Origin of the sequence: Pontibacterium granulatum, from assembly GCF_029961155.1 — a bacterium.
Taxonomy (GTDB): domain Bacteria; phylum Pseudomonadota; class Gammaproteobacteria; order Pseudomonadales; family Balneatricaceae; genus Pontibacterium; species Pontibacterium granulatum.
In genome coordinates, this window is record NZ_JASBRH010000041.1 from 1 (window position 1) to 26,910 (window position 26,910).

Genomic DNA, 26,910 nt, shown 5'->3' on the forward strand with positions numbered 1-26,910 from the left:
AATCACCAAAGGCCTCATCAGCACAACAAGGGATTGGCTCCTGCGCGAGCCGAAGAACAGCTTAATTTACTGTCCGGAATTAGTTGACCACTACACTCGTCTCCGATCTCTTTTATGCACTAGGTTACGATGACCTGCATTTTGATGTACATAAAACAGGACGAGAGATCGACATCGAAGGAAAACACCGTCACGAACCTAGATTAGTAGTCGCCGAATGCAAAGCTCACGTAAAACCCATGGGCGGAGCAGATATGAACAAGTTCTTTGGCGCTGTGAGCCGGGAGCGCGGAAAAGGTCAACCCGTTGCGGGCTACTTCGTATCACTCGGAGGTTTTACGGAATCAGCGCTTCAGCAGGAACAGGAAAGCAGCGAGCAAGATCGCATCATCCCGGTTGATGCCAAAGATATCATTGCTGAACTAACCAGTTCCAACATACTCATCACGCAAGAAAAAGCCGTTGAACGCGCTGGTCGTTGTGCTGAACACTCCAAGTTAGATTCCCAAGCACATTTAAGCTCTTTCGAACTTCTTGGTCACTCTCTTGGCTACATCTGGGCACTGTATTATGAGCAAGGAAAGGATATAACACACTTCGCGCTGGTTCATGCCGATGGAAATCCACTTTCAGAAACAGCTGCAGCGGAAGTAATTGAGGCCGATCGTAAATGCCGAGGATCATTGAATAGACTAACCTACCTCGCGCCTCCACCCACGTCCCCAGATCGTAAAGCCCTGAACTCCGAGACAATGAAACGTTACAGAGACTGGCTCGACAAGGTCTGTGGTTATATCCAGCTTGATGGTCTACCTGCGGAAGGAACAATTGCTTCAAAGCAAATGACTCTAGAGAATCTATTTGTCCCACTAAAGCTCCAAGTTCAAAGCGACCAGCAGGAGAACGATGAATCCAAACAAGATCCCAATGCCAAGATTCACCCCGTGGGTGAATTTATTACGAAGCAAAACCGATTCTCGATACTAGCCAAACCCGGTGGTGGGAAAAGCACATTACTTAAGCGGTTAGCCGTAGCCTACGCCGATCCCAATCGACGTTCACGATCCGAAGATGGCCTTCCTAAGCGCGATTGGTTCCCGCTTCTTCTACGCTGCCGTGATCTTCGTGAAAGGACAGGGGAACCGATCCGTGAATTACTTTGTGACCTGGGTCGACATGCCGAGATGGACGACAACCATGCCACTGCGTTTCGCGAACTAGTCGATGACGCTTTGAATTCAGGTCGGGCCCTGCTCCTTGTCGATGGGCTCGATGAATTTTCTGACGCTGCAGCTAGGACAACATTCGCCAATAACCTCCGTATCTTCCTTGGGATGTATCCTCATACCTCCCTCGTTGTTACTTCACGTGAAGCCGGATTTCGTCAGGTAGCAGGCGTTATTGCCAGCGTTTGCGTATCTACAACGATGGCCCCTTTTGACGAAGACGACGTTCATACACTGTGTAAATGTTGGCACGCCGAAGTCTTACCAGACACGAGGGAAAACCGCGACGAGGCAGTAAAACTCGCAGCCACAATCTGGAGTAATGAACGAATTCGTGCCCTTACCGAAAACCCTCTCATGCTCACCACGCTGCTCGTAGTCAAACGCAACGTCGGCGAACTTCCAACCAAACGCGTCAAGCTATACGCCGCGGCAATCAGCGTCCTCATCCGTACATGGAACGTAGAGGGTTTCGCTCCACTAAATGAAGAGGAAACTCTTGCCCGATTATCTTACATAGCAGTAGCTATGATGCGACAAGGCAAACAGCGAATTGGAAAGCGACAATTGCTAAAGCTTCTTCAGCAAGCCCAAAAGGAACTAGACGCCGAGCTCGCATACGCAGAAGTCAAGCCCAGCGAGTTTATAGAACGTGTGGAGTATCGCAGCAGCCTCCTTATGCAAACTGGCTACGAAGAGACGGACGGCATACTTGAGGAAGTATATGAGTTTCGGCATCTCACATTTCAAGAATACCTCGCCGCCCGCGGTCTAGTGGAAGAGCAATATCCTGGCCGGGATGACGCAGCAGAACTAAGTGATCTACTTGCACCACACTTCGAAGATGAATTATGGCGAGAAGTCGTCCCTCTTGCTGCAGTTCTAGCGAACCGTAAGTCTGAGCCTCTGATCCGACGACTCACAGATATATGCGCAGCGAGAGTATTCGAACGTGGTTATTCGACTCATGAAGACGTTATGGAGCCACATGTAGCGCTGCTCCGACAGTGCGTGCTTGATGAAATTCTTGTAAGGGAGTCAACGCTACGCGATGCACTCCGGCAATTGGCTCGGTACGCCTCTGAAGAAGACGATGCATCTAACACTATGCAAATCAGGAGAGGAAAATTCGGAGATGTTTTTAAGAAAGTTGCAGAAGATGCTTTCTTTAACGAAGCAGCCTATTGGGAGAACTATCAGATAGCAATCATGGATCTGGCAGTGGACCAGTTTTTCGAGGATCATCGTGCACACTTGTCAGCGGACACTATTGATCAACTAGATAATGCACTTGCCTCCGGAGATCGCGTTCAGCAGGGCAACGCAGCAATGGCCATCGTTCAGTTGGCGTTCCAGGCAAACATTAAGGAAAGAGAAGATTTCCCAACCCTGCAAGAACGCTGTCGTCCCCTCAGAGATCGAATCGCTGAGTTATTAGGGGAGGATGACGAGCCGCTAGCCTTATGCATGGCATTTGCAATGGTTTGGACTGGAATTTCTGGCCTTCCATGCGACCCGCCGGACAAAGACAAGATGTTAATGCTATTCCGACATTGGAAAAATGCAAGAAATCCTGAGCTACGAAGACTTGCAAGTTGGGCTTTTGGTGTACAGTCATTGCTTCCTAGAGATTCAATCAACTTTACGAATTGGGGAGATTGTGAGGAACTGTTCGATCTTGAAACACAGGATGATTTGACTGCACATGATTCAATCGCGGTTCTGGTTCTCGCTTGGTATCGTGGCCAGCCTTGGAGCGATGAGCAGCTGCTGGAGAAGTTGAAGGAATTGCTTCTCGACGAGAAGCTTCTTTTTTCATACCGTAGACGCCCTACAATGTTCCGCCTTTTAAAAGCCTTGGGAGAGCCCGGTCAAAAGATTCTAGCTGAATGGATGAAAGACAAAGCCACGATCAATCACAGGAACAAATTAGGGAAAAACATACTCCGGATATTGGAGCTAGAGGATTAACAACTGAGCTAGATTTATCATTTAGATCCACTTACAGATGTAAGCACACAAGAATAACTATGCTTAGAATTGTTTGTTGATCTTTTCATGAAGATTTTTATCAAAAGCACAATAGAGAGGGCTCTAGGAGATCACTTATTGTTCCGGATCCCCTAGAACTCTCCTCGTGGTGTTCGTTTCATCCTGTTTACGATAACTCAAATTCTCTTCAATTCATTCAAAATTATTGCTCCACCCACTGAATCCCCGGTTCACCATACCAGTACCCATTACACTGCCCCTGGCTGATCATTCGAATGGTATCCGGTGTGGTATCCCCTTTGATCCGTGCAGCAAAACGCTCGATCACCTCCGCCAGCCCTTCCCTTTGTGGACTGATACGCACCTTGTTCACGCCGACCTGTGCCATACGTTCCAGTTCATGATCCAGGCTATAGTGCTCGAGAGACAGGTACCGTTGATGGCGAACAGCGCTTTGCCCTCCTGATAGCGCTGGATTATTCCATCCGGGTATTCGATGCAGCAGAACGCGCAGTTGTCTTTGAATACATTGCGGTAGCGGGCGGTAAAGCGGTTTCATCACCGATAGGTGTTGTCTTACAGGCTAATGTAGTCGATCATGCTGACCTTATTGCAATGGCCCATATTCCATCTGGTTTGGCTAATAGCGATAATGTTCACCAAAAATTTAGGCCTGTTCTGTATATGAAACACTCAGCGACCAAACCATTGCTTGGCTCCTTACTACTCACCCTGCTGTTAGCCACGGCTGGCTTTGCCAACGCGAATGAAAGCCCGAGCTTGAAGCAGACGATGAAACAGATGCGATTGCATTACAAGGAGGCGCTGGTAAGCCAGTCAGCTGAGGGGTTTAATCAGCATATTGACGCGTTCAAGACGCTCCTCAACAGCGCACAAGCCTATGAATTTTCGCCGGAGCGAAAAGCCGTTTCACTGGAAGGCTTAACGAAAGTAGAGCGTGTCGTCGCTGATATTCCACTGGCCACTGCCGATAACCTGGCAGGTCTTCAGCAAAAGATCAGGGGCGTTGATCTGCTGCGTAAGGAATACCACAAAAAGGCCAAGCCAAGTACGTGGGATCTGATACTCAACCTTTTGAAGTAAAAAACCGGGCAAAGTTAGTTAGGGGCCTTTTTATCCATTAGAGGCAACATACACGACGTGCGTAGCCTCGTGTTTTCTATCGCCGTTTTTGCGAGATCAGGACATCCGGCCACTTACGTTGTACCATGCGTCCTATTCCACCCACTGAATCCCCGGCTCGCCATACCAGTAGCCATTGCACTGCCCCTGGCTGATCATATGGATGGTGTCCGGTGTGACCTCTCCGTTGATACGTGCAGCAAAGCGTTCGATCTCCTCCACCAGCCCTTCCCTTTGTGGACTGATACGTACTTTATTCACACCGATCTGTGCCATACGCGCCAGTTCATGCTCCAGGTTGTAGTGCTCGGCCGACAGGGTCTGGATACCGTTCATGGTGAACAGGGCTTTGCCCTCCTGCGAGCGCAGGGTGATGCCATCCGGATATTCAATACAACAGAACTCGCAGTTGTCCTTGGGCACGTTGCGGTAACGCGCGGTAAAGCAGCGGGCCGCATAGGCCAGCGGAAGACAACCATAGGCGAAAACTTCGGTTTCCAGATCTGGCATGGAGCCGTCTTCATCCACCTGATGCAGCAGGGTTGCGAGGGTATCTGCGCCCAGCTCCACCGGCATTACCCAGCGGCGCATACCACTGCGGTAAAGCTGTTTCAGTACCGGCAGGTTGTAGATATTGATTGAGGGTCCGGTGACAAAGGGCAGATCCTGCTGACTGAGCAGTTGGACGGCGGCCATATCGTTGGCCTCCACCAGAAACTCACCGTTGCTGCAGATACGGCGCAGTGCTTTCAGCTCGGATTCCGCTTCCAGCAGGGCAAGTCCCGAGAGTACGATCTGTTTACCGCACTGCTTCAGCTCTCGCGCCAGCCCAAGCCAGTCATCGGTTTTCAGTTGGCGACGCTTGGAGCAGACGGTCTCGCCCAGGTAGATGGTGTCTACCGGTGTTTCTGCCATCTCGGCGTAGAAGTTATATACGTCCTGTTTCGGCCAGAAGTAGAGCAGCGGCCCCAGGGTCAATTGCATTTGGTTATCCATGGTTTCGCTCCTTTTACTGCCAGCTACGGTGGTAGGCACCGATGGTGGTGGTTGAACCTTCGGACAGGTCAGTCAGGCCCTGATTCCACTCAGGTTTCACCGCAAACGGCGCACTGGACTTGGCCTGATCCAACGCCTGTCGCCAGATACTCACCACCTGCGCCACATAGGCCGGACTGCGTTGCCGCCCTTCGATCTTCACGGCGTTGATACCGATCGATTCCAGCTCTGGGATCAGGTCGAGGGTGTTGAGGCTGGTTGGCTCTTCCATCGCGTGATAGACGTTGCCTTCCACATCAAAGCGACCCTTGCAAAGAGTGGGATACCCGGCCTTCTCCCCTTCACCATAACGATCGATCAGCACATCGTTGAGACGGGATTCCAGCCCACGCGGTGTTTCCTCCCAACGCACGGCTTTTGCCGGTGAGCAGGCACCACAGGTATTGGGGGATTCGTCGGTCAGGTAGGAGGAGAGGTAACAGCGCCCTTCCACCATGATGCAGAGGCTGCCGAACGCAAAGACCTCCAGCTCAACCGGACTGTGCCGCGCCAGGTGCGCAACCTGTGCCAGCGACAGTACGCGCGGCAGTACCGCCCGCTTGATGTTGAACTGTTGCTTGTAATAGTGGAGCGCTTCGTAGTTGGTAGCTGAGCCTTGTACGGACAGGTGTAGATTGAGGTTTGGGTGGCGCTCGGCGGCGTAACCCAGCACGCCCATATCGGCACCAATCAGGGCGTTGACCTCCAGATAGGCCGCCATATCCACCGCCTGCTGCCAGGTCTGCCAGCCTTGTGGTTGGGGGTAAGTGTTTATCGCACAGAGCACCTTAACGCCGCGGCTACGGGCGTATTGGATCCCCTTCTCGGCCTTGCGCCGGTCGAAGTTCAGACCGGTAAAGTGGCGGGCGTTAGTGGCATCCCGAAACCCGAAATAGACCGCATCAGCGCCGTTATCCACCGCTGCCTTTAATGCAGGAAAACTGCCTGCCGGACAGACCAGCTCCATCACTACCTCCAGAATATGTGTGTAACCGGGAGGCAGCTTAACGGCGTGGTCAGCAGAAATACTTGATGGCTATCAAGGTGGGGGAATGGGTGTGTTGTGGAGGTAGAAGCTTTTTGTAGGGCAGCTTTTAAGCTGCCGGCAGCGTGAACGCTGCCCTACAGGGGGGAATGGTAGCAAAAAGACAGCGGCTACAAATACGCCGGAAAGAATCATGTAGGTTGGCCACCGCGGAGCGGTGCCCAACGTGTTAGGCATCGCGTTGCGATGGCTAACCTACGAATACGGAGGCTCGATAAATATCAACGCTCACGTAGAGGCTGCAGCAAGGATTCGAGACCGTTAATACGAATCTCCAGCAACAATCCAAGCAACTCCCCCAACTCCCCTTTTGGAAAGCCTTCGCGGGCGAACCAGAGCAGGTACGGTTCCGGCAGGTCCATTAGCACACGGCCCTGATACTTGCCGAACGGCATTTTCATGGTGGCCATCTTTTTCAGCATCTGCGGGTTTAGATCCATGGGGTACTCTGCGCTGTGGGTAAATTACGGTTCGTTCGGGGTTGGGGCACTGCCCTGGAACAGCCACTGGTCTTGCTCAAGTTGCTGTTCCAACCAATCGATAAAAGCCCGAATGCGCGCCAGATTACGCTTTTCAGGGTGTATTAACAACCACATGGCCCGCAGCTCGACGGGATCGGTAAGGGGCATCATGTCGGGATCGTCCCCCACCATATAACAGGGCAAGCAGGCTGCGCCGAGGCCACTTTTTACCGCGGTCATCATCGCCATACCCACGTTACAGAGCAAGCGCGCTTTTACGTCCGGGTAGTGTTCCTGCTGCCAGAGGGCTTCGGGCAGGTTTTGATAACGTTCCTTAAACAGAATCCAGGGCATCTCGCCCACGCGTATGCCACTGCCCTGCCAGGATCGGTGGGCGTATACCGCATAGTGCAGATCGATCACCTTACGGGTAACAATACTGGCCTGCTCGGGCCGCCCCATGCGCAAGGCGATATCCGCTTCATGGCGTCCCAGGTCCAATTGACTGCTGTCTGCAACAATATCCAGCTGGATCTCCGGGTAACGTTCATAGAACGACGGCAAGCGCTGCAGCAGGTAGCCATTCACAAACGTATGCACCGAGGTGATGGTGACCCGCCCGCTCAGATCTTCATCCTGCCCTGACAGTTCGTTCCTGAAACGCCCAATATCCCGCTCCACCTGCTCGGCGCGGTCCATCACCCGCTGCAACGCTTCGGTGGGCAGGTAACGGTTATCCACACGCTCGAACAGCTGGGCGCCCAGCGCCAGTTCCAGCGCTTTCAGGCGCCTGGATACGGTGGTCATATCGACATCGGTCTCTTTGGCCACCGCACTCAGGGTACCCAAACGACTCAGCGCCAGCAGGTATTTCAGGTCATTCCAGTTCATGGTCTGCATTTTTGCATTTCGATACTGCAGTTATAGCCATTCCCACTGCATTTTTACAGACATAGACTGAAATCAGTGCTTACAACCCATTTCCAAAGGAGGTCTGTAAATGATCACGCTGTACACCAATATCATGTCGCCCTGTGCCCAGAAGGTCCGTATCGTGCTGGCCGAAAAGAATCTGTCCTGGACCGCCCGCCCGGTAGATCTGGCCAACAAAGAGAACCTGCAAAGCTGGTATCTGGCACTGAATCCGCTGGATGTGGTGCCAACACTGGTGCATAACGAGCAGCCAGTGATCGAATCCTCCGTCATCTGTGAGTACCTGGAAGATGCCTTTCCGCAGACACCATTACGCCCGTCTGACCCACTTCAGGTTGCCAAGATGCGGGTATGGCTTAAGCATATCGATAACAAGCTGCACCCATCCTGCGGCGCGCTGCAGTGGCCGCTGGTTATGCGTCCGGGTCTCCTGGCGAAAAGCGAAGAGGAACAGCAGAAACTGATCGACCAGATTCCGGAAGCGCCACGCCGTGAACGCCAACGCCGCTTGCTGGCCCAAGGACTGGAAGCGCCGGATGTGGCCGGTGCAGTGAAGGTGTACCACGACACCATTGTGCAGATGGAAGCAACTCTGAAAAACCAGTCTTGGTTGAGTGGCGACGCCTTCGGTATCAGTGATTGTGCAACCGCCCCCTACTTCCAGACGGTGATCCAGTTTGACTGGCTGCAGATGCTGGAAGGTTTCCCGGCAGTGCTGGACTGGCTGGCGCGTGTTACCGCGCGCGAATCCTATCAGCAGGCGGTCAGTGCAGACTTTGACGCGGAGCTGCTGGCGGATCTCAACGCCCGTGGCCGCGACGCCTGGACGATTGTAAGCAAACACTTACAAGCAGCGGCAAGCTAACCAGCTCCACTATGTTGGGCTTCGCCTTATCCTCGACCAGTGCCCCTTCCAAGTCACTCGCAGGTCAAGGTGCTTCATATGCGTTAGCCCAACACCCTCCTAACACTGCCCTGCCATACCCTCTTACGATGTGTCATTCTGGAACCCTTTCGGGTATACACAGGTCTCAACCTTGCGTGACCAATGCCCACCGGGAGTACAGCAATGCAAAACTACAAACACATCAACTGCGAAGTGCACGATGGTTACGAGCTGGCCTGTATGCGCAAAGCGATCCACGAGGTTACCTGGCAGGACGATGACCAATCCCGTACTGAAAAGCTGCGTTTTCTCGACTTGGATTACGGCAATAAAGAGGAACACTTGATTGCGGAAAACCAGGCGGGGGAGAAGTTTCGGATACGCCTTGATATGATCACCAGCTCGTTGCCCTACTAATCTGAAGAGAACGCATTGTGTCAGACGTCAGCCTTTCATCGATTCATGTTTACCCGCTTAAATCCACCGCAGGAATCACACTGGACCGCAGCTATGTAGACCTGAGCGGCCTGAGTTTCGACCGCCGCTTTATCCTGTCGGATCTGAACGGCGATTTTATCTCGGCTCGAAAATACCCGCAGCTGCTGCACTTTCGCACTGCGCTGCTGCCGGATGGCCTCCATATCGTGGCACCGGATGGCGACAGTATTACTGTGCATATCCCGGAACTGTTTCAGAACTACCGTCAGGTGAACGTATGGGGCACCGAGATCAACGCCCAGTTGTGCGGTATGCAGTTTGATGAGTGGTTCAGCAACAAGCTGGATATCGAATGTCAGCTGCTCTACTTCGGCGACCAGTCCGAGCGTGGCACCCCTCGCTTCCCGGACAAACCGGTGGCCTTTGCCGATGGTTATCCGCTGCTGCTGATCTCTGAAGCCTCCCTGACTGACCTGAGCGAACGTGCGGGTATCCAGTTTGATATGCGCCAGTTCCGCCCGAACATCGTGGTAGACGGCTGTGATCCGTTCGCGGAAGACGGTTGGAGCTCAATCAAGATTGGTGATGTGGTCTTTGACGTGGTGAAACCGTGCACCCGTTGCGTGATGACCACCTACAATCCAGACACACTGGAACGCTTCGCCAAGAGCGAGCCTCTGAAAACGCTGGCCACTTACCGCCGCAATGACAAGGGTGAAGTGGAATTTGGTCAGAACATCATTCCGCGCAACGAAGGGATCATTCAGTTGGGTGACAAAGTCGAGCTGATCTGATCCACGCTCAGTATAGCGATTAAAAAACGGGCCTGACGTGGCCCGTTTATATTTTAATCTGTGTTTGGTAGGAACTACTTGGACTTAACCGTCGCAACCTCTGTGGCGGGCACCGATGGCCGGCTCCACACATACACCAGCGCGACAATCACCACGGCTGCGGCCAGCATCTTCAGCCACAAATCAAATTCACGGAATATCAGAGGGTAACTCACCATCACCAGCATCATGGTGCTGGAGAAGCACTTCACCTTCAGCGGGATCACGCCATGTTGTTCCCACTCGTCGATGATCGGACCAAACAGTTTATGGTTAAGCAGCTTCTGGTGCAGCGTTTCGGAACTACGTGAGAAGCAGTAGGCCGCCAGCAGTACAAATGGCGTGGTGGGTAAGAGCGGCAAGAAAATACCGATAAAACCGGCCAACAGGCAGACCAGACCTATCATCAGATAGATCACTCTCCCCATATGCTTGTGCGCCTGTTTCATCGTTTTACTCTCTTTAGCTCTATTCACCTGCCCAGAGATTTTAAGCCTAGCGTAGCTCGGGGCCCAGGTCACGTGACCTTACTTCATCCCTGCTTGCGTTTGTGCTTCACCAGAAACTGGTCCAGCTTGTTGGCAAACAGCTGACGGTCCTGCTGGTTCAGCGCCGGTGGTCCGCCAGTCTCGATGCCGGAGCTGCGCAGGGTGTCCATAAAGTCACGCATGGACAAACGCTGACGGATATTCTCTTTAGTGTACATCTCGCCGCGCGGGTTCAGCGCCAAACCGCCCTTCTCAATCACTTCGGCCGCCAATGGAATATCTGCAGTGATCACCAGATCACCCTTTTCCAGTTTTTGCACAATGGTGTTATCGGCCACATCAAAACCCGGTGGCACCTGAATGGCGGTAATCAGTGGTGACGGCGGCGTTGGCATGTACTGGTTTGCCACCAGGGTGAGTTTAGTGCCGGTGCGTTCAGCGGCACGAAAAAGAATATCTTTGATAACGCGCGGACAAGCATCCGCATCTACCCAAATCTGCATATAAATATCCGACGGAGTCCTGTCTCCGCATTGCAAAAATGTAGTGATAAGCTATTTTTACTGAACAAACAATCATTGAATATTTTTAGACTACTTATTCAATAACTTAACAAGATTATTGATACAAAAAGCAGTTACTGGCACTCATTTTGATGCAGTAAGCGACCGTACGGGTTAAGCTCTCTGTGCTAGAGTGCTTAACCTAATTATTTGGACCTTCACCAAAATCTGACGCACGACCGGAACGATCAAGACCGGAGATGGAAGCCATGAGTCGTTCGAACAAATTCTCTGTACTGCTTATCACCAATGACAAGGCACCTCTTGAAACCATTATTCGCCTTATCAAGCGCCATTTCAGCTCTTTTTACGTGGTGTCCGGTCCAGAACAGGCAGTAGATGCCATAAACACCAAGGCGATTGATGTCGTTCTGTTTGGCTTCGGCAGTGTACAGGAAGCCGAGGTCTGTTTCCTGCACATGATCCGCCACGACCGTTCAATTGAAGATAAGATTGCGGCAACGGTTGTCTTATGCAACAAAGAGGAAGTAAAGAACGCCTTCAATATCTGCAATAAGGATATCTTCAACGACTACTTTATCTGTAAGCCGTTGTACGATCCGCATCACATTCTATTGCGCCTGCGAACCATGCGTCGCCTACTTTCCAACGGCTCTCTAAAAAAAACCAAGTCGATATCTATGGAGGAGGTTTGCAGCTATTTCGATAAGGTTGCCAGCTCAGGTCGAGAACTCATGAACCTCAATCAGGAGTCACTGGAACGTCTGATGACAACGGTCTCTTTCTCTATGGAAGCGATCAAAGAGCGAATACTGAAAGAGCAACCGAACAATCCAAACATCTGCGCCACTTCGGTCAATGCCATCATCGACGAGCACGCCAGTCAGAGCCTGATGCCAAAGCTGGAGTCCGAAAAGCAGCAGGCGAAAGATGAGGTGGGAGCCTTACTGGATGATCTCGTAGCATCGAGCGAAAGCCACAAATCCAGTATTCAGCATGAGATCAAGCAGTCTCAACCTTCGGCCGTCAGCATCATGGTGATTGAGGATGAAGAGAAGGACCTGATGCAGATTGCGACTAACCTGGAAGAAAGCGGGTTTACACCGAACGTAGCCTCCAGCGCAGCCCACGCACTGCAGATGGTGGAACAGTGTCAGCCCCGCATTATTCTGATTGACCTGACGCTGCCAGATATGAGTGCACTGCACGTTATTTCACAAATTCAGAACCATCCAAAACTTCAGAACACTAAGATTATGGCGCTCGCGAAGAAGGGTGATAAGGATACGGTGATGGATGCGGTTAAAATGGGCATCAACGAAGTAATGATTAAACCGATCGATAAAGATCTGCTGATGTACAAAATTAACTACAACCTGACCAGTGGATAGGGATTATCTACACTTTTTGTAATCCCGGGTGTTGCGGATAACTGTTTTTATGCAAGATTCAGATTCAAGCCGACGCTTTATGGCACGCCTGCTGACTTATGGATTCTGGCTGGCGCTGCTGGCCGGCATGACCGTCTATTTCGGGGGCGTGTTAGATAAAAGAAACAACCCTAACCAGCACCTGGCTACCCAGAACGGACCTGCCGGTGAGGTGGTTCTCAAACGCAACGCTTACGGTCACTATGTCGCCCCTGGTCTGATCAACAATACACCGGTTGTTTTTATGCTGGATACTGGGGCAACCTCCATCAGCATCCCTAAAACCGTAGCCGACCGCATGCATCTTAATCCCCGAGGCAGCAGTCAGGTCAGTACCGCGAACGGCTCTATCACTGTGTACAACGTGCGTCTTGATAGCGTGTCGCTTGGCAGTATCACCCTCAACGATATGCGGGCGCATATTAACCCCTACATGGAAGGTGAGACGGTGCTGCTGGGCATGAGCTTTATGCAGCATCTGGAGATGATTCAGAAAGGTGACACCCTGCGCCTGAGGCTCTGAATGTCTGCCGAAGCGACACGGTCTCCAACACCTTCCCCCATGGCCCTCTTCATCAAGCACTGGCAATAATGATCCGCTTCGCGTCATTTTGCAGTGCAAAGCGTATCTCGTTCACAACCGTCTCATTTTTCTAACCCAAACCACGTCACAGCTAACCGAAACCCCAATCTGATAAGATAAAGTACGAAAACATGATTAAACGATGGTTTTAAAACAAATCATCCTCAAAGCATTCATATAGCGTAATTGTCAGCACCTGCATTTTATTACAGGGGGCTATTCATCCTGACAAAATACAGTCAATTTTCACTACAAATTCAACACATCCTCAACATATAGAGCCTAAATGATATATATGTCGCAAATTCCGGATTGAGCAAGATCAAAACTTTATATTTATTTTCAAACAAAAGATTAAGACTGAAGGTTTGGGTGTAGTTTTTTTACAGCATTTCTGTATGATAAGTTTCAGATTTAGACAGCTTACTAATGTATGTTTTTTAAGCAAAAAATCTAATACAGAATACCACCTGGTTCCGTAGTCGTTTGTATCCAGTCATGCAGTCGGATGATGTCATTCGGGAACCCGGATCTAACCACCACGATTCTGAAGTCTCCTGTTACTGGAAGTTTGTAGTCGGTAAGCAGTCAGGATGTGGTCGTGTGGTTTCACAACGTTGATGGGGAAACTGGGAGGGACAAAGCGCTCCCCCGGAAATCCATTGTCTGTGATGCAGAACCTAAGTAGTCAGGCGCAGCAGTTAGCGCCAGAAACCAGCTTCCTAAGCAGTCGGACAGTATGTAGTCGTCTGTGGTCCTTCGCTGCGCTGTCAGACAGTTGAGTAGTCGTCTGTGCGAAGACCTAGGTAGTCAGACAGATAGTCGTCGTCCGTAGAACTTGGTTTGTTGTCGGCGCTATTGTGCCTGTGGTTCATGCATCAACGTCGTCGGACATGGAAATCGGTGAGGAATTGCTAAACGTTGCTAGGGTATCAGGGACGATCTCTTTTATCTGATACCAATCGGCCAGGCTTCTGAAACTTGGCTCCCGGCGTCTCGGGCTTCGCTTCGGGTCAGCACTTTAAGCTACTTTACGCCACACCTGGAATTGGTTATTTGCGGGCATATCGTGATCTTGCTCGCAAACCAAACCAACCTCTTCGGCCCAGCCTACAATCTGTTCAAAATCCCGAATACCACTGCGCGAATCGCGCTGTTTAAGCCATTGATCGAAACGCGCATTACTCTCACTGGTATAACGCCCCTCATAACGAAACGGGCCATATATACAGAGACAACCACCTACGGGTAACACCTCTCCTATTCCACGAATAAATGCTTCCACGCAGGCTTGATCCATAATATGCAGGGTGTTTGCGGTAAACGCTGCGTCAGGTTGAACCGGCAGCCGCCAGGTATCTGCAATCACATCCAGTTCCAACGGAGCGAGTACATTCGCCGGTGCATACTGAGCCAGATTTTCAGCCAGTGCAGGCAGATTAAAGTGCAGGTCGCTGGGCTGCCATTTAAGGTGGGTGAGAGTATTGGCAAAATGAATCGCATGCTGCCCAGATCCACTGCCGACCTCCAGCACCAGACCGCGATCATGCATATAACGCTGTAGCAGCTGCAGTATGAACTCCTTGTTGCGTTCACATGCTTCGGAATAATTCAGCAACAGACAGCTCCCTTTTCACGTTTGGGCCAAGGTTTAATGTTGAGCCATCCAGTATTCGGGCAGCGACGCGAATGACTCCAGCACAACGTCAGGCACTATATCACCGCCAAGGTCACTTTTCTGGAATTTCCCGGTCTTCACCAATGCTCCTTTGAGGCCAGATGTCTGTGCGCCTCCCACATCACCTCGAATGTCATCACCGATCATCAGCGTTTCTTCCGCCCGAACATCCAAGATATCCAACGCTTGGCAAAAAAATGCCTCTGCAGGTTTACCAAATACCTGTGCGGGACGGTCTGACGCGTACTCCAGCGCTTTCACAAACGGCCCGACATCCAGCTGAAGTCCTGACTCTGTGCGCCAGTATCGTGTCATCCCAAGGGCTACCAGCTGACATTCAGGATTAGACAGCAGGAGACGGAAAGCCCGATTCAATACCTCAAAACTCCAGCCTTGCGCCAGATCACCGACAACAACCGTACCCGCACCCGACTCAGCATCTTCCGGTACCTGCCTAAATTCATGCAAATCCTTGCGGGTATCACCGGGTATAAACAGCGCCAACGGTTCCGCGTCTTGCTGGTGTATCCAGTTCGCCAAAGCGATTACCGGCGTAAGAATTTGGCGGGCTTTTACCTGAATACCCATCTCAGCCAGACGCGCCACAATGGCATCACGGGGACGTGATGTGGTGTTGGTGACAAAGAGGTATGGAATGCTCTGGCTATCCAGCCACTCCAACGCTTGAATGGCACCAGGGACGGGTTGTGCCGCCTGATAGATCACACCGTCCAGATCGATTAGCAAAGCCTTCAGCATAAGGCATGCCCTCTTTTTATAGGACTGTTCATGAAGGGTGTTAAGGACTTAGGCCATTAACTGCAAACTGCACCTCGCATCTACAAACTTTAGGATTTGCAGAACAGCAACGGTACTTAGTTGCGCCTTTCTTAGTTTAGGCAGGATTCAGAAAGAAAAATGCCCGCACAAGGCGGGCCAAATCGACGGTTTAGAACACAGTGCGGACAAGTCGGTCCGCACAATTTACCCGACTGAAGGGGGTGCCGGGCAAAATGGAATCAAATTCACTGTTTTGTTAGTACGCCTGATGCCCAATTAGTTCCAAAAAAAGTGTGCGTTTTTTCTATTTTTTCCAACTTTTTTCTAAGCAATTGATTTACAGATGAATATTTATTAATCAAGCGATCACTTAGTACAAATCTCTCTGCCCAGCACCTAACCTACCGTCTCATCACTCACTCGGCCTCTATGATCAGGCATTGCTGTCGGGTCGTTTTTTTGAGGGCGGAATTTCAGTTTAGTTCGCTTTCCGGGGATTTCCCGCCAGGCCGGTGAAATTTTAATGACTCTCAGGAAACGTTTTTCAAATGATGAGCAAGCTCATGCAGAGTAGGAACCCGCAGGTCGGTAAGATCAGGCCAGTGGCGATCGCTGTCATCAACATGCACTGTATAGGTACCCGCTGCACGCCCTGACTCAAGATCGTAGCGAAAGTCTCCAACCATAACAGCCTCTTCCGGCTGACGCTGCCAATGGTTCAGCAACAAAGCGATACCCTGTGCATCCGGCTTAGGATGCGCTTCATCACGTCCGAGCACCAGCTCATCCTTAAAGAAGTCCTTTGCACCAATCGCAGCAAGCGACTCAATAGCAATCGCCCGGGTGTTCCGTGTCAGGATACCCATCTCACACCCCAAGTCAGCCAAGTGCTCCAGCAATATCAGCACACCGGGTGCCGGTTTCGCCTGTGCGGCATAGTAGTGCTCAAGCTTATCAAGGCGCTCTGTCATATCCTGTCGCTTATGTTCAGGTTGCGCGGCGATGGTCGCGAGAATGTCATCAGCGGGGTCTATACCCAGTTCCTGGCGAATATGCAGGAAGTTATGAACAGGCTGGGTGAGTGTGCCATCCAGATCAAAGATCCAGGCCCGACGGTGTTGCAGTGGGATCAACTCAACTGTCTCCGTTGGATTCTATATCCAGGTTATCAACCAACATGCCAAGGTTCGCATGAATCTCCTCGAGCATGTCGATTCGGTTTCCATTGGCAGTCCCTGACATGATCTGCTGCTCCAGTGTCATCAGGCTGTCGCGACTTTCTTTGAGCGTTTGCAGCAGATCACGGGAGCGCTTCTTGTTACTGTCAGTCAACTGACCAATTCGACTGGTGGTACGCCGGAACTGCTCATCCAGATCATGTATGTGACCACTGACCTCCAGCATACCGGTACTCAGGCTGTGTCGTATAGAGCCAACCTGCTGCTCCAGCTGATGAACCGCATCTTGGAAACGGGAGATAAACTGTTCCCCTTCACGGTCCATAAAGATTGCCAGCAACTCATCGGGAAACAATGCACGCACACGGGCGTCAGAGCGGATACAGTACTCACCACGCTGGGTGCAATAGGGTTTGTAGTGACCCGGTGGTATTTCGATACGCAGGATCGGCGTTTTCGCGACATTTTCAACAAAGATCGCTAACTCCACCGTAGGGAAGCAGTCGGTAGCTTTGTTGACGATTACCAGACGGGCATTGTCGTCCACATCGCAACCAACCACACGACCGCGCTGAACGCCTTCAGAGTCGGTGTATTCGTCAATACCAACCAATATGGTACCGCCGAGTGGCGTATTGGCGAATGCAACGAGGTCGCGACTTTTGATGCCGCTGACCTCGCGTTTGAAATCAACGTTCATCCCCTCTGACACGCGAAGGAGAGAGCGGGTACGTTGACTGAGCCCCCGGAACTCTTTCTGAATGCCGGGTTTATTTTTCCGATGCATGCAGAGCCTCCGGAAAGACAGGCCCTACCAGCAGTATATTACTGGTAGCAACCTTCGTCGAACGGATCGAGAGGGTTTTCCAGCATTTCATCAGCGCTGAAGTACAGGACACTGCCTTCAAACTTCAGTTTCTTGCCTGCAAACCAACGGTCCAGCTCTTCTACGCCCTCTTCCGTTTCGTTAATCTGCAACCAGCTACGAACCATTGTGTAGAAGTAAACTCCGAACAGACCTGTCGCAACACCCAGAAAAAAGTTGGATGCCAGTGCAAACAGCAGGGCAATAACACCAGCAACCCAAACCTTGCTGGAGCGTGAGGTTACGTATGCACCACGAGCGGCATCAAAGCGCTCTTTTAAACGAATATAACGACGAAAGTTCTGCTGAATTTCGTATTTATCTGCCGCCGAAAGATAGTGTTCCATTGTCCATCCTTGCGAATGTTTTATGTTGTTGTTTGAGTATAACCAAGCCGGGGAAAGGCGTCCCCCCGACGAAAGTCCGCTATCAGTTACGCGAGACTTTTGCTCACCACCTCATACACATCTTTGGATAGCTCGCCGCTATCCAGGATACGTTGAAGCTGAGCTTTCATTAGCTGTTGACGCGCTTCATCATATTTTTTCCAACGCGTCAGCGGTGTCAGCATACGTGATGCCACCTGCGGATTCTGTTTGTTCAGTTCAATAATACGATCACCCAGGAAGCGGTAACCACTGCCATCCGCTACATGGAAGTTAATCGCATTCTGCCCGCAGAATCCACCCAGTAACGACCTGAGTTTATTCGGATTTTTCATATCGAACGCAGGATGTTGCATCAGGGCTTCGACATCGGCCAGCGTACCCGGTTCCGGGTTGGTTGCCTGAATTGCAAACCACTGGTTTACCACCAACGCTTCATCCTGCCACTGATCGTAGAAGCGCTCCAGTAACTTGTGCGCCGCCTGTTTGAAGCGTGAGTGTGCAACGACAGCAAGTGCAGCCGACTGATCGGTCATGTTGTCTGCCTCGGCGTATTGCTCCTCCGCCAGTGCGACATAACGCGCTTCGCCGGTAGCCACCAGGTACGACAGGCAAAGGTTCTTCAGGCTACGACGGGCAATAGACGCCGCGTCAGGTGAATATTCACCCGCGGTGTTGTTGGCTTCGTATACGGACAGCAGCACGTCTTCCAGCGCCTGCGCCAGCTCTTTGCGCACGAAGTTACGTACGTAGTGGATCGCTTCAACGTCGATCACCGTCGCCAGTTCGCTGAGGTAAGCCTCGGTTGGCAGGCTCAGCACCTTAGCTACCATCGCCTTATCCAGTGCACTGTTTTCCAGCACCGCACGGTAGGCATCGATCAGGCGGCTATCCAACTTCAGGACGACGTCGTTCTGGTAGTCGTGAACCAGCGCCTGCATGATGTCGACCGCCAGTTTCTGCGCTGCATCCCAACGGGAGAAGCCGTCGCTGTCGTTCGCCATCAGGAACACCAGTTCATCACGCTGATACGGATAATGCGATTTCACTGGCGCAGAGAAACCACGCAGCAAAGACGGTACCGGACGCGCCTGAATGTTTTCGAAGGTGAAGCTCTGTTCCGCTTCGGTCACATCCAGCACTAGCGTAGTGTCACCGTTCGCCAGCACCATGTCGTTGCCTTCTGGATCCAGCAATCCCATCGCCAATGGAATGTGCATCGGTTCCTTGGTTTCCTGACCTGGTGTTGCCGGGCAGCTCTGAGCCACATGCAGCACATAACGGTGCGCCTGTGGATCGTACTCGTCGGTGATCTTCAGCTCCGGTGTGCCCGCCTGGCTGTACCAGAGACGGAACTGGCTCAGATCGCGGCCGGATGCATCTTCCATCGCCTGCACGAAGTCATCGGTGGTGACCGCCTGACCGTCGTGGCGTTCGAAGTAGAGATCGCTGCCTGCGCGGAACTGCTCCGGTCCCAGCAGGGTATGGATCATGCGCACCACTTCTGCACCTTTCTCGTAAATGGTCAGGGTGTAGAAGTTAGAGATCTCGATAAACGATGCCGGGCGAATCGGATGTGCCATCGGACCGGCGTCTTCCGCAAACTGCGCGGTACGCAGCAGGGACACATCTTCCACACGTTTTACGGTGCGGGAGTTCATGTCTGCAGAGAACTCGGCATCGCGGAATACGGTAAAGCCTTCTTTCAGGCTCAACTGGAACCAATCACGGCAGGTGACACGGTTACCAGACCAGTTATGGAAGTATTCGTGTGCGACTACGCCTTCAACCCGCTGAAACGCGGCGTCGGTGGTGGTCTTCGGGTGCGCCAGGACGCAGGAGGTGTTGAAGATGTTAAGACCTTTGTTCTCCATGGCCCCCATGTTGAAGAAGTCGACCGCCACGATCATGTAGATATCCAGATCGTACTCGCGCCCGTACACTTCCTCATCCCAACGCATTGCGTTTTTCAGGGAGGTCATAGCGTACTCAAGTTTATCCAGGTCCTTCTTCTCACCGTAGATCAGCAGCTTCACTTCACGGTCAGACATGGTGGTGTAGCTGTCTTCGATGAACTCCAGGTCACCGGCGACCAGCGCAAACAGGTACGAAGGTTTCGGGAATGGATCTTCCCAGGTGATCCAGTGCCGACCGTCTTCGCTTTCGCCCTGCTCTACCGGGTTACCGTTGGAGAGCAGTACCGGATACTGAGCCTTGTCCGCCTCAATGGTAGTGCGGAACACGGACATTACGTCCGGGCGATCCGGGTAGAAGGTGATACGACGGAAACCTTCCGCTTCACACTGGGTGCAGAACATGCCGTCGGATTTGTAGAGACCTTCCAGCGCGGTGTTGTCCTGCGGCTGAATCTTGGTCACGGTTTCCAACTGAAACGCCGCTGGCACTTTATTGATAATCAGCTTCTCGCCGTCGCGCTGGTAGTCCGCATCGGACAGTACCTGGTCGTTGATGGCGATACGGCACAGCTCCAGCTCTTCGTGGCCAAACAGCTCAAGCGGAACACCCGGGCCGAAATCCGGGTGCACTTTGACCTGCATGCGGGTACGCACCAACGTATCCTGCTCGAAGAGTTCGAAGTGGAGTTCTGTACTCTCTATCAGGTACGCCGGGGCCTGATAGTCTTTCAGATAAATTACGTTCGGTTCCTGGGACATCGTCTAACTTCCGTAATCAGGCGCTAAGGGCCACCTGATAGGCTGTAAATTTGCGAATATTGATCACACCGCTGTCGAGAATCAGGTACTGCCCTTTGATACCCTGCAGCACGCCGCTCACCTCAGGGGTCTTGTCGAAGTTGAAAGTCGACACCTTCTGAGGATAGTTCAAAACCGGGTAGTTGATCTCAATCTGCTCGGCATCGGGCAGGCGCTGAATTGCCTGCAAACCGTGCTCCTGCTCAAGTTGTGACAAGCCATCGGCGCAGAGTTCAAATAAACGATCACGCTCCGCTTTCAGGTCCAGCTCATCCACCTGACCTTTGAGCATCGCTCGCCAATTGGTCTTATCCGCCACGTGCTCGCCGATCAGACGCTCGACAAAGCCGGACTGTTGTCGGGTTTCCACACGCAGGATCGGCAGCGCCTGAATCGCGCCCTGATCCAGCCAACGGGTCGGCACCTGGGTGCCGCGGGTAATGCCCACTTTTACCCCGGAGGAGTTCGCCAGATACACGTAATGCTCGGCAAAACAGGTACGTTCGCCCCACGCCGGATCACGACAGGTACCTTCGTGGAAATGACAGGTCTCCGGGCTGACCATACAGCGGTCGCATTGCGGGAGTTTTTTGAAACAGGGAAAGCAGTATCCCTGGTTAAAGCTCTTATTAGTTTTTCGACCGCAATGGATGCAGTTGATTGCACCCAGGTACTGCAGCAGGATCGGTTTGCCGATCAGCTCATTCATCGGGATCTCTTCGTCACCCAACGGTAAGCGGTACTGCACAGTGTCGGCCAGTTCGGTGCGCATTTTTTGCAAAATGCCACGTGCCAGCTCTTGCATATAGAGGGATTAGTCCGCGTCAGTGAGGATTTTCAGTGTTTGGGGGGCCAGCGGGTCTTCACCGTGCTGGGAGCCGTCCTGCTTCGTGCGATCGATGAAGCCCACGCGCGCTTCAGGTGGCAGTTTTTCCATATCGTAGGCAATAACGGCGCGCATACAGATATCGCGCTGCTCATCGCTCAGACGTCGGCCGTCCGGCCATTTGCCCAGTTCCACCGCCTGCCTCAGAGAAGCGTGCATTTCCGGGGTCATCGCTGCAATCAGCTCTTCATAGGTCATCTTATGATTCTCCTGTTGCCAATGGGCGCAGTTTACCACATCCGTTGCGCAGGCACTTATCAAAGCTCAAGTCAGCGTGAACGGCGCGCGCCGGTAAGCAGCTCCCCCAACGGCACAAATGCCAAACCGGCCAACAGGCCTACCAAGTGCGCGGTGTTGGCAATGGCTCCAAAGCCCATACTTTCCAGAACGCCGGTATAACCGAGAGCCAGCCAGCCAACCATCAGCCCCATCAATGCCGGCGGCAGTCCAAAGGCCTGGCGCGGATTGCGGCGATCCCAGAACCAGGAGTAACCCAGCAACGCAAACACGACCCCGGACATCCCGCCAAAGAGCGGACCACTGACGTAGAACTGGGCCAGGTTAGAAAGCACACCTGAAAACAGTACCAATCCCAGCAGCGCGATGCGCCCCTGCAGTACCTCAACCCGACTGCCTACAATCCACACCCACAGCAGATTGAAGAGGATATGGACCGGGCTGAAGTGCACAAAGATCGGACTGATCAGGCGCCAGAGTTCAAAGTTTGAGAGGGTCGTGGCTAGAGAGGTGGTGTAGTACTGATCTCCCTTCTGCACCAGGTCAGTCACGGTAAACAGACGGAAGTATTCGAAGTTGTCACCCATGCCAATCAAAAGCGTGATTCCCAAACTCGCAAGAATCAGGAACAGGGTGAGCCAGACACGATTCAAACCCACATTACCGCCTGCACGTCGCGGCCGGGTGTGGCGCACTTCGATCGTGTTCAGATCAGTCCCCTGCTGCCACATAGTGTAGAGTGCAAGGATCTTTTCGCCGTCTATGGTCGGGGATACCCAGAGCTGCTGGGCCCCATCACGCTCAAGGATGCGATGGGGAATCTCGTTCTGCCAGAGAAATTCAGCAAACTCGGTGAGGTCTTCAGATAACGATACCTCAAGTACTTTGATCATGATGACCTCTTCCTGGGGAGCCGCCGAGCTGCACTACACCGGGCCTATTCGGCGTCAGTTAGGCTCGGAAATCTCTTTGAGTACATCGACCCAAATAAACTTTTCCTTACGCAGCTCTTGCTCGCCGTCGTATCGATAGGCAACCAACTTACCAAATTTAACCGCACTGTAATCGAGGCAGGCGATATTACTGGTAATAGGGGCAGGTTCGCCGTCGCGCCAATAGTGACCAATAAAGAGTGGTTTCTGGTCCAGATCATAGTGCAACAAATCTTCGCGATCCTGCTCGGTCAGCTTCATCCGTGCCACGTGCGCTGGCAGCGGGTCGGGCTGAAAAACTACGTCAGCATAGTACAGGGGACTCTGAGACCAGAATTTGGTTCGGAAGAATCGGCGCTTGAAGCCATCTTTACTGATCATCACCTCATCGTTCGGCAAGCGCAGGTGGGTACCTCGCAACAATCGATCCATCAGCGTCCACTCCATACTGCCCTGATGAGAGGAGCGGTGCAGGAAGTCGTCTGTTAGGACACGATCGGGATACTGCGCCAGAAAGCGATCAATCAATGGCTGGTGCCAGCAGGCATGCACCACGCGGAAATCATCAAATTCGAGAAACAGTGGCATTTCACGAATCCAACGCAGGAACTCGGCCTGTTCCTGAGGATGATGCTCGAACTGCTCCAGGGTTTCGTTGAGGATACGACGGTGTCGCGCCGTGTGCTCACGCAGGTATGGCATACCGGACCCCGGACGCCCCGGCGTGAGGTAACAAAGATAGTTGTATTCGTGATTACCCATCACGATCCGGGCCTCTCCAGCATCCACCATATCGCGCACAATGTGCAACGCTTCACGAATGCGGGGACCACGGTCCACAATGTCACCCAGAAAGATCACTTTACGGGTAGCGTGACGGTAGATGCCTCCCTGCTTGCTGTAGCCGAGCTTCTCTAACAGCTTCTGCAAGCTCAGCGCACAACCGTGCACATCACCTATCAGATCGTATCCTTGTAACCGCTCCGCCACATCAGTCTCCCAGCTTCGTACCCCAGCCGAGTTTCTCGCGGCAGGTGCTGTAGAAGTCGTAATTCAATGGATGGATCAGCTTCAGCTTGTGCGGCTTCTTGTGGATGGTGATGGTATCACCGGGCGCACAGTTGATATGGTGCTGACCGTCACAGGATATGGTTGGATAGGTTTCGTTCTGCTCACCGATCACCATTTTCAGCTCGCTGTTGCCATCGACTACAATCGGGCGACTGGACAGTGTATGTGGGAACATCGGCACCAAGACCAAAGCATCCAACTTAGGATGCATGATCGGGCCACCGCCAGACAGCGCATAGGCAGTCGAACCGGTTGGTGTGGATACAATCAGGCCGTCAGAACGCTGGGTGTAAACAAACTGACCTTCAATATAAAGCTCGAACTGGATCATACGTGCCGCCTTACCCGGGTGCAGCACGCAGTCGTTCAGCGCAGTCGCCTCACCGATCGGGACTCCGTCACGTTTAACGGTCACATCGATCAGGAAGCGGCTTTCAACGGTGTATTTACCTTCCAGGACCTCGGTAACCTTTTCTTCGATCTCTGACGGCGCAACATCGGTCAGGAAGCCCAGGTTACCCCGGTTCACACCCAACACGGGGATGTGGGACATCGCCAGTGAACGTGCAGCCCCCAGCAAACTGCCATCGCCACCCACGACGATGACCAGATCACAGATTTCACCCATCATCTTCTGCTTGCTGACCTGCAGGCCATGACCTGGCATTACCTCGGCAATACGCTGATCCAGAACGCAGGTAATGCCACGTTCGCCAAGAAAGCGGATCAGGTGCTTCATCGTATCGATCACCTGCTTGCTACCCAGACGTCCGATCAGCCCGATATTACGAAAGTAATCCATCTGTTCTCCAATGCTGTCCCGTTATTGATGCTCACTGGCGGCAATTATATAAGACCACGCGCAAGAAAGCCCCGTCGCCCCTGCAGTCCACCGGTATGAACTGCAACAATTGAAGTTCCGGCCTTGAATGTACCCTGAGCGATCAATTTATGTAAGCGAAACATCATCTTACCGGTGTAAACAGGATCCAGCTCAATATTTGTCCCTGCGCTGAAATCCCGCATGAACTGAACCAAATCCGCACTCAGTTTGGCATACCCCCCCTCATGTCCGTCCAGATCCAGCTGCCAACCCGCAACAGGACCAGCCCCGGATTCCTCTAGCAAGCGCTGAATATCCGCATAAAGAAAGTCAGCCCCCTTCAGGACCGGGATCCCCAATACATCGACTGATGCTGGCCTAGCCGCAATCAGCCCAGCCAGCGTACCACCAGTACCACAGGCGGAGACCAACAGATCCGGGTTAGGGACTTGCAGCCAGCAAGGGTGTGCGAACAGATCCTCAAAACCTTTTACCGCCAGTGCGTTCGATCCACCCTCGGGCACTATGACGGCCCCCGGATAAGATGCCAATAGTGCTTTGTGATACAAGGCATCATCCCGTTGGCGATACTCGGAACGGCTAACGAACTTAAGCACCATCCCCCAGCTTGCAGCCTCGCTCAGCGTGGGGTTTTGCGCATACTCCGGCTCCCCTCGTACAACGCCAACCGTCTTGACCCCCATCTGTTTTCCGGCCCAGGCCAACGCATGGAGGTGATTAGAAAAAGCACCGCCAAAGCTGACTACCTGCGATGCTCCGCGTGCTTTGGCCTGCTGCAGGTTATAACGCAACTTAAACCACTTGTTACCACTCACTAACGGATGAATAAGATCGAGGCGCAGCAGGTGGAGGCTAACCTGATGCTGTTTGCAGATAGGGAGAGGAAGTGGATCAAGACGAATGGATTGGGAGGGATCTATAAACGACATTACCTAACCTTATTGAACGCCAAAAAAGCAGACCAGCGTCATACAACGGTAATCAAAATCTCATATTTTTGCGGGCACAAACTTAAACAGAGAGGAGAACAGTGATGGAAGACTATACCGAAGAGCTACTGGACTTGTATGTCGAAGATTACGATGACGATGACGTGTTTGACGATCCGACCGAGATGTAACCTCGCGTTACATCTCTGCCTCTACCTTATCCGCTACCTGCCGCTTGATCATCATCGTGCGATTTCCGCCGGCATTCTTAGCTTCATACATCGCCAGATCGGCACGTTGAATAAAGTGATCCACATCTTCATCGCCCAGAGTGTCTGTCACTCCCAGACTCAGGGACGCATTCAGAATCACACTATTCCCCAAATCGACACTGTAGCTGCAGATCTCATTAAAGCGACGACGAATACGTTCAGCCAGCTGCGCTGACTCTATACAGTCGGTCTGAGGCAGCAACACCATAAATTCATCACCACCATAGCGGAAGCACACGTCCACACTGCGACAGGATTCCTGCAACGCCCGACTGACATCTCGCAGGATGCGATCCCCTTCAAGGTGACCCAACTGGTCGTTGACCTGCTTGAGATTATCCAGATCGACACACACCAGGCTCAGCGGCGTCTGATAACGTTCAGCCCGATCCATCTCAACCGACAATACACCGTAGAAGTGGCGCTGATTGAACAACCCGGTCAACTCATCGGTAATCGACTGCTTCTTGAGCTTCTCTTCCAGACGTTTACGGTCGGTCATGTCATGAAAGAAACCCACACTGCCGGCACCGCCATGATCTTCATCCAGCAACGACGCTGACAAGCGAATTGGGATTTCACACCCCCACTTGCTCTTCAGCACCGTCTCGTAACCTTCGATAAAGCCACGCTCTCCGTACTCATCACTGTCCATCAGCCGCTTTATTTCCTTCGCGTGCTCAAAGCTGGTGTATATCTCAGCAATATGCAGTGCTCCAACAACCTGTGCCGAGTCATATCCCAGCAAACGTTCTGCAGCGCTATTGAACAGATTGATCTTACCCTTCGCATCCACCCCAATAATGGGATCTGGGCACAAGTCGATCAGAGTCCGGCTATCAATCATGTTCATGCTTTTGAAACCAATAGACACAGGCAACCTCTTCCCATGAGCGAGCGTGTCAACAATGAGTATAAAAAGTTACAGATGAGAAACAGTGAGACTACTTTGAAAAGCCGAAAATCACAACAGCGAAAACTGAAGCTACAACAAAAAGAGGAAGATAAAACAGAAGGAAAAGAAGGAGTTAGTGGTGGGCGTAGACAGGCTCGAACTGCCGACATTCTGCTTGTAAGGCAGACGCTCTCCCAACTGAGCTATACGCCCACTAAGGCTGGCC

The 26,910-nt window shown here is 52.2% G+C and carries 27 protein-coding genes and 1 tRNA gene; 7 read left to right on the plus strand and 21 right to left on the minus strand.

Features of this window, described 5'->3' with window-relative positions:
- Positions 1-83 precede the first annotated feature (83 nt).
- Positions 84-3,197, plus strand: coding sequence for an NACHT domain-containing protein (locus QKW35_RS20765; protein ID WP_282356227.1), 3,114 nt, complete (start codon positions 84-86; stop codon positions 3,195-3,197).
- 223 nt (positions 3,198-3,420) lie between these two features.
- Here the strand turns inward: QKW35_RS20765 and QKW35_RS20770 are convergent, their stop codons facing one another.
- The gene (locus QKW35_RS20770; protein WP_282356229.1) at positions 3,421-3,606 is read right to left on the minus strand and encodes a hypothetical protein; all 186 of its coding nucleotides are present in this window, start codon (positions 3,604-3,606) and stop codon (positions 3,421-3,423) included.
- On the opposite strand from QKW35_RS20770, the gene QKW35_RS20775 reads away from it, so the two are divergent.
- Positions 3,600-4,322 carry a cytochrome b562 gene (locus QKW35_RS20775; RefSeq protein ID WP_282356230.1) on the plus strand — a complete coding sequence of 241 codons (723 nt, stop codon included), beginning with the start codon at positions 3,600-3,602 and terminating at the stop codon, positions 4,320-4,322. The two genes, QKW35_RS20770 and QKW35_RS20775, sit on opposite strands and share 7 nt — an antisense overlap.
- A gap of 132 nt (positions 4,323-4,454) precedes the next feature.
- Here the strand turns inward: QKW35_RS20775 and QKW35_RS20780 are convergent, their stop codons facing one another.
- From QKW35_RS20780 to QKW35_RS20795, 4 genes are all read right to left on the minus strand, one after another.
- Entirely contained in the window at positions 4,455-5,357 is a 903-nt protein-coding gene (locus QKW35_RS20780) for a U32 family peptidase (RefSeq protein WP_282356233.1), read from the minus strand.
- Between the two features lie 13 nt (positions 5,358-5,370).
- A complete protein-coding gene (gene ubiU / locus QKW35_RS20785; RefSeq protein WP_282356234.1) occupies positions 5,371-6,363 on the minus strand; it encodes a ubiquinone anaerobic biosynthesis protein UbiU in 993 nt (330 codons plus the stop codon).
- Positions 6,364-6,662: 299 nt separating this feature from the next.
- The gene (locus QKW35_RS20790) at positions 6,663-6,881 is read right to left on the minus strand and encodes a DUF3820 family protein (RefSeq protein ID WP_282356237.1); all 219 of its coding nucleotides are present in this window, start codon (positions 6,879-6,881) and stop codon (positions 6,663-6,665) included.
- A 24-nt stretch (positions 6,882-6,905) separates the two neighbouring features.
- Positions 6,906-7,802: a LysR family transcriptional regulator gene (locus QKW35_RS20795; protein ID WP_282356238.1), complete on the minus strand. Its 897-nt coding sequence runs from the start codon at positions 7,800-7,802 to the stop codon at positions 6,906-6,908.
- 100 nt (positions 7,803-7,902) lie between these two features.
- On the opposite strand from QKW35_RS20795, the gene QKW35_RS20800 reads away from it, so the two are divergent.
- The 3 genes from QKW35_RS20800 (at position 7,903) to QKW35_RS20810 (ending at position 9,953) form a co-directional block, all read left to right on the plus strand.
- Entirely contained in the window at positions 7,903-8,700 is a 798-nt protein-coding gene (locus QKW35_RS20800) for a glutathione S-transferase family protein (protein ID WP_282356240.1), read from the plus strand.
- A gap of 204 nt (positions 8,701-8,904) precedes the next feature.
- Positions 8,905-9,138, plus strand: coding sequence for a Rho-binding antiterminator (locus QKW35_RS20805; protein ID WP_282356242.1), 234 nt, complete (start codon positions 8,905-8,907; stop codon positions 9,136-9,138).
- A 17-nt stretch (positions 9,139-9,155) separates the two neighbouring features.
- Positions 9,156-9,953, plus strand: coding sequence for an MOSC domain-containing protein (locus QKW35_RS20810; RefSeq protein ID WP_282356244.1), 798 nt, complete (start codon positions 9,156-9,158; stop codon positions 9,951-9,953).
- A gap of 74 nt (positions 9,954-10,027) precedes the next feature.
- Here the strand turns inward: QKW35_RS20810 and QKW35_RS20815 are convergent, their stop codons facing one another.
- Entirely contained in the window at positions 10,028-10,441 is a 414-nt protein-coding gene (locus QKW35_RS20815; RefSeq protein ID WP_282356245.1) for a YbaN family protein, read from the minus strand.
- 83 nt (positions 10,442-10,524) lie between these two features.
- Complete coding sequence (locus QKW35_RS20820) at positions 10,525-10,983, minus strand: YaiI/YqxD family protein (RefSeq protein ID WP_282356248.1); 459 nt, start codon at positions 10,981-10,983, stop codon at positions 10,525-10,527.
- Between the two features lie 269 nt (positions 10,984-11,252).
- Between QKW35_RS20820 and QKW35_RS20825 the strand changes: the two genes are divergently transcribed.
- Positions 11,253-12,395 (plus strand): response regulator, encoded by a 1,143-nt coding sequence (locus QKW35_RS20825; RefSeq protein WP_282356250.1) that lies wholly within the window; start codon positions 11,253-11,255, stop codon positions 12,393-12,395.
- A gap of 49 nt (positions 12,396-12,444) precedes the next feature.
- Positions 12,445-12,957 (plus strand): retropepsin-like aspartic protease family protein, encoded by a 513-nt coding sequence (locus tag QKW35_RS20830; RefSeq protein WP_282356252.1) that lies wholly within the window; start codon positions 12,445-12,447, stop codon positions 12,955-12,957.
- Between the two features lie 1,081 nt (positions 12,958-14,038).
- Here QKW35_RS20830 and QKW35_RS20835 read toward each other — a convergent pair.
- The 14 genes from QKW35_RS20835 to QKW35_RS20900 form a co-directional block, all read right to left on the minus strand.
- A complete protein-coding gene (locus QKW35_RS20835) occupies positions 14,039-14,635 on the minus strand; it encodes a DUF938 domain-containing protein (RefSeq protein ID WP_282356253.1) in 597 nt (198 codons plus the stop codon).
- 33 nt (positions 14,636-14,668) lie between these two features.
- On the minus strand, positions 14,669-15,454 hold the full coding sequence (locus tag QKW35_RS20840; RefSeq protein WP_282356254.1) for a TIGR01458 family HAD-type hydrolase: 786 nt from the start codon (positions 15,452-15,454) through the stop codon (positions 14,669-14,671).
- Between the two features lie 551 nt (positions 15,455-16,005).
- Positions 16,006-16,608, minus strand: coding sequence for an HAD family hydrolase (locus tag QKW35_RS20845; protein WP_282356255.1), 603 nt, complete (start codon positions 16,606-16,608; stop codon positions 16,006-16,008).
- A 1-nt stretch (position 16,609) separates the two neighbouring features.
- A complete protein-coding gene (locus QKW35_RS20850; RefSeq protein WP_282356257.1) occupies positions 16,610-17,440 on the minus strand; it encodes an AlbA family DNA-binding domain-containing protein in 831 nt (276 codons plus the stop codon).
- A 38-nt stretch (positions 17,441-17,478) separates the two neighbouring features.
- Positions 17,479-17,865 carry a hypothetical protein gene (locus tag QKW35_RS20855; protein ID WP_282356260.1) on the minus strand — a complete coding sequence of 129 codons (387 nt, stop codon included), beginning with the start codon at positions 17,863-17,865 and terminating at the stop codon, positions 17,479-17,481.
- 86 nt (positions 17,866-17,951) lie between these two features.
- A complete protein-coding gene (pepN, locus tag QKW35_RS20860; protein WP_282356261.1) occupies positions 17,952-20,579 on the minus strand; it encodes an aminopeptidase N in 2,628 nt (875 codons plus the stop codon).
- 16 nt (positions 20,580-20,595) lie between these two features.
- On the minus strand, positions 20,596-21,423 hold the full coding sequence (locus QKW35_RS20865) for a DUF2797 domain-containing protein (RefSeq protein WP_282356262.1): 828 nt from the start codon (positions 21,421-21,423) through the stop codon (positions 20,596-20,598).
- A gap of 9 nt (positions 21,424-21,432) precedes the next feature.
- Positions 21,433-21,702, minus strand: a complete 270-nt coding sequence (locus QKW35_RS20870; RefSeq protein ID WP_282356263.1) for a YeaC family protein — start codon at positions 21,700-21,702, stop codon at positions 21,433-21,435.
- Positions 21,703-21,773: 71 nt separating this feature from the next.
- On the minus strand, positions 21,774-22,634 hold the full coding sequence (locus tag QKW35_RS20875) for a rhomboid family intramembrane serine protease (protein ID WP_282356265.1): 861 nt from the start codon (positions 22,632-22,634) through the stop codon (positions 21,774-21,776).
- Positions 22,635-22,688: 54 nt separating this feature from the next.
- Positions 22,689-23,663, minus strand: coding sequence for a metallophosphoesterase (locus tag QKW35_RS20880; protein ID WP_282356267.1), 975 nt, complete (start codon positions 23,661-23,663; stop codon positions 22,689-22,691).
- A gap of 1 nt (position 23,664) precedes the next feature.
- Positions 23,665-24,546, minus strand: coding sequence for an NAD(+) kinase (locus tag QKW35_RS20885; protein ID WP_282356270.1), 882 nt, complete (start codon positions 24,544-24,546; stop codon positions 23,665-23,667).
- A 44-nt stretch (positions 24,547-24,590) separates the two neighbouring features.
- Positions 24,591-25,517, minus strand: coding sequence for a 1-aminocyclopropane-1-carboxylate deaminase/D-cysteine desulfhydrase (locus tag QKW35_RS20890; protein WP_282356271.1), 927 nt, complete (start codon positions 25,515-25,517; stop codon positions 24,591-24,593).
- A gap of 198 nt (positions 25,518-25,715) precedes the next feature.
- Complete coding sequence (locus tag QKW35_RS20895) at positions 25,716-26,663, minus strand: sensor domain-containing diguanylate cyclase (RefSeq protein WP_282356273.1); 948 nt, start codon at positions 26,661-26,663, stop codon at positions 25,716-25,718.
- Between the two features lie 158 nt (positions 26,664-26,821).
- Positions 26,822-26,897 (minus strand) — tRNA-Val (locus tag QKW35_RS20900).
- Positions 26,898-26,910: the final 13 nt, after the last annotated feature.